Annotated in this window: 2 protein-coding genes and 1 CRISPR repeat array; both genes read left to right on the forward strand. The window is 32.8% G+C overall.

The annotated features are described in order from the left end of the window. The first annotated feature begins 405 nt into the window (after positions 1–405). Entirely contained in the window at positions 406–1,395 is a 990-nt protein-coding gene (locus tag AB8S09_RS15665) for an ornithine cyclodeaminase family protein (protein WP_369869537.1), read from the forward strand. A gap of 192 nt (positions 1,396–1,587) precedes the next feature. Continuing rightward, positions 1,588–2,325, forward strand: a complete 738-nt coding sequence (gene cas6 / locus AB8S09_RS15670) for a CRISPR-associated endoribonuclease Cas6 (protein ID WP_369869539.1) — start codon at positions 1,588–1,590, stop codon at positions 2,323–2,325. A gap of 184 nt (positions 2,326–2,509) precedes the next feature. Continuing rightward, positions 2,510–4,397: direct repeats of the CRISPR family, unit length 30 nt; unit sequence GTTTTAGAATACCTAATGAGGAATTGAAAC. Positions 4,398–4,411 lie beyond the last annotated feature (14 nt).

Consider the following 4,411-nt stretch of genomic DNA (forward strand, 5'->3'; position numbering starts at 1 on the left):
CGAGAAAGGACAGAAGAAGTCAGGAAGAATTGAAATCCAGTAAATAATTTCTTTCCTATAGATTAAATATTTTTGAGTGGTCAAGTCACTTTTTCAGGTATGCCCTAAATATTAGATCTTTATCTGATATTTAGGGCATATCTTATATTTATTGCTGGATATTTCAAATAATGATTAATTACTTATTTTTCCCTATGGGAAATTATTTCTGGGAACAATTAGAAATTTTGAGTATTGGTAGCTTATTTTAAAATATTCTGATAAAATGAAAATAAGGAGCTTTGGAGGCACTTATGGATTTTAGAATTTGTCTGTATTGTGAACAGGCTTATATATTTGTGTAATGACATTTATCAGATGATTTGAAATTAATTGAAAATAAATATTTGTGAGGAGGCTTGAATTATGTTACTGCTTGATGAAAAAGATATTAAAAAAGTATTTGATATGAAAAGTGCTATTGATGCAGCAAAGGAATCGTTGTCCATATTTTCACAGGGCAAGAGTGTAGTACCTTTGAGAACAAATATTGATATACCGAAATATGAAGGGCAAAGTTTGTTTATGCCGGCCTATGTAGAAGGACTTGACACTGCCGGTATAAAAATTGTATCGGTTTTCCCTAAAAATGTTGAAAAGGGTTTACCTTCAGTACCGGCCAAAATGATACTTCTTGATGGTAAAACTGGAGATGTAGTATGTATAATGGATGGAACTTATTTAACTCAGCTCAGGACAGGAGCCACATCAGGTGCGGCAGCAGATATCCTGTCAAGAAAGAATTCAAAAAATGGTGCATTATTTGGAACAGGCGGCCAGGCAGCATCACAGCTGGAAGCAATGCTGACAGTGAGAAATCTTGATGTGGTGAAAGTATTTGATATTGATAGAAAAAGAGCCGAGGCCTTTGCTCAAAAAATGAGCAGAGAACTGAGCAGTTTTTCCACTAAAATTGTTGCTGCAAAAAATTCTGATGATGCAGTTAAAGATGCGGATATTATAACTACGGTAACTACTTCTAGAAAAGCTGTTTTTGACGGCGGACTTGTGAAAATGGGAGCCCATATTAATGGAGTTGGTTCATACACTCCTGTTATGGAGGAACTGGATGAATATATAGTTCAGAATGCTGATAGAATTTATATGGATTCTAAGAATGCCGTTCTTTCAGAAAGTGGCGACTTTATAATCCCAATTCGAAAAGGACTTATTGATGAAGGCAAGATAAATGGAGAGTTGGGAGAAGTTATCTGTGGTAAGATTAAAGGAAGGACTTCTGAAAAAGAAATTACCATCTATGAAACTGTGGGAATTGCTGTAATGGATGTTGTTACGGCTTATAAAATCTATGAAAGGGCAGTTAATTCTGGCATAGGTACAGAAGTGGAATTGTAGGTTTAAACATCAGATAGTTTTTAATATTTAAATTGATGAATATATATAAGTTAGATATAATGAATATATAGAGAAATATATAAACACGATGCTCAGCTTAGAAGGTAATTTTAAACTCCAGCGTGTTTATTTTCCTTGAGAGAATAATCATCGTATTTGTACATATGATTTAATAATTGGAGTTGATAAAGTATGAGGTTAAATATAAATTTAGGTTTTAAAAAAAAGTTGAGTTTGCCTATACATTATAATAATATCCTTCAGGCAGTGATATTGAACTGGCTTGGAAATGAGAATTATCAAAAATTTATACATGACTTTGGATATAAAGTGGGAAAAAGGAAATATAAGCTGTTCACGTTTTCTAAAATATATGGGAAATTTAAAATAGATAGGGAAAGAAAAACTATAGATTTTTTTGACAATGCCCATTTTACTATTTCATCTTTGGAGAATAAGTTTTTAAGTTATCTGGCAACAAATGTCATAGAGAAAGATAACTTTAAGTTTGGAAATAATATAGTGAATGTTAATTCAATTGAAACTGTGAATAATAAAATTTCTGAAAGAGAGGAAGTATACACAAAATCGCCTATAGTCATGTACAGTACTTTTAAAAATTATAAAGGAAATAAGACATATTATTATAGCCCGTTGGAACGTGAATTTAGCGAACTTATAAGGAAAAATCTAATACATAAATATGAAGCTTATTATAATAAACTGCCTTTAAGAGATGATTTTTCCATAAGCCCAATCAACAAGAAGGGACTTAAAGAGAGGGTAGTTATATACAAAGATTATGTAATAAAGGGCTGGGATGGGGAATTCTTGCTTGAAGGTTCAGAGGAACTTATGAATATAGCTTATAATGCCGGAATCGGATCAAAAAATTCTCAGGGATTTGGATGTGTTGAAATAAAGAAATAAAAAATGTTTTTAATTTGCCTTTTGATATTTTATCGTCGACCCTGAATAGAGCAAAAATTGCCGGGGGTCGACAATTTTTATATCTGCAGTTAATTGGAGGCCTGAGATTGATTTTTGAAATTCTTCCAAAGATTTTCCTGTATATTGCAATTTTGGATAAGCTGGTGTATTCTATATTCGATGGGTTTTAGAATACCTAATGAGGAATTGAAACTATCAAATTATATCGGCATTTATCCGCCTTGCATACGTTTTAGAATACCTAATGAGGAATTGAAACAAGCAACCAGCACAATACCCAGATGCCGCAAGCTGGGTTTTAGAATACCTAATGAGGAATTGAAACTAGAATATAATATAGTTGTAATAAAAAAAGAAGCAAGTTTTAGAATACCTAATGAGGAATTGAAACATAGAAGGCAAGCTGATATTATCATGTTCCAGTTCGGTTTTAGAATACCTAATGAGGAATTGAAACTTATATGTGGTTTTGAACCTTCTTCTAAAATCCCGCCGTTTTAGAATACCTAATGAGGAATTGAAACGCCATTAGGGGTATGAATGCAATAGTAGTGCACGGGTTTTAGAATACCTAATGAGGAATTGAAACATGAAATCTTCGTATGCTCTTTGGAACGGGTGAAGTTTTAGAATACCTAATGAGGAATTGAAACTTGAGCATATGCGAAGATGGATTTTTTCTCAAGCCCCGTTTTAGAATACCTAATGAGGAATTGAAACTTTTTTCCCCTTTTTAATATTATCTTTATTATAACAGTTTTAGAATACCTAATGAGGAATTGAAACGCAAATACTTTCTTTTTCCATGATGTCCATTCAGTAAGTTTTAGAATACCTAATGAGGAATTGAAACTGAATTCATAGTCTCCTCTTTCTAACATTCCTATATGTTTTAGAATACCTAATGAGGAATTGAAACCCTGGAATAAGAAACTTGCAGTCCTTCGAGTTTTAAAGTTTTAGAATACCTAATGAGGAATTGAAACTTCCTATATTATCAACGTAAGTTGTAGGTGCCGGGTGTTTTAGAATACCTAATGAGGAATTGAAACTATCCCTGAACTTTCCATCATTATCGCCATTCACCGTTTTAGAATACCTAATGAGGAATTGAAACTCGATAATGTGGGCGGTAAAATTCGAGTTTGGAGCTCAGTTTTAGAATACCTAATGAGGAATTGAAACAAAGTCCATTGTTCTTATCATATTGAATATTACCAGTTTTAGAATACCTAATGAGGAATTGAAACGGCTATATAACAAATAAAAAATAAATAGATAGAGAGGTTTTAGAATACCTAATGAGGAATTGAAACTTTTCTATCATAACCTTGTGTACGTCTATAATAGCAGTTTTAGAATACCTAATGAGGAATTGAAACAAAGAATATGGCTATAATATTGAAGTCAATAAGCGAGTTTTAGAATACCTAATGAGGAATTGAAACAATCTAAATTGGAGAGTGACCCAAGCTTTAAATCTTTCGTTTTAGAATACCTAATGAGGAATTGAAACTATTGGCGCCCCAAGCCACAGCATTAGAACCAAGGTTGTTTTAGAATACCTAATGAGGAATTGAAACGTCTATACAGGTTAAGAGGGCATAGGAGGTAAAAGGTTTTAGAATACCTAATGAGGAATTGAAACTTGTTGGAGCTGATGAAGATTCAACAAACAAAAATCTGTGTTTTAGAATACCTAATGAGGAATTGAAACAAATTTTATACCTGTCCATTCTTGAAGGTTTGAATTGTTTTAGAATACCTAATGAGGAATTGAAACCGTTTCTGGTGCTGACCGTGTAGAAATTGGCTTTGCAAGTTTTAGAATACCTAATGAGGAATTGAAACTTTTTCTTTCTAAATATTTCATAGACATTCAAAGAATGGTTTTAGAATACCTAATGAGGAATTGAAACGTAAGGGTATAAGCTCCGTAAGAACTTTAGGATCTAGTTTTAGAATACCTAATGAGGAATTGAAACTGTATAAGGCACCACTTAGAGGAGCCGGGGACAACTGTTTTAGAATACCTAATGAGGAATTGAAACCTGTTGCAACTACC

Source organism: Clostridium lapidicellarium (genome assembly GCF_041224415.1).
Lineage (GTDB): Bacteria > Bacillota > Clostridia > Clostridiales > Clostridiaceae > Clostridium_B > Clostridium_B lapidicellarium.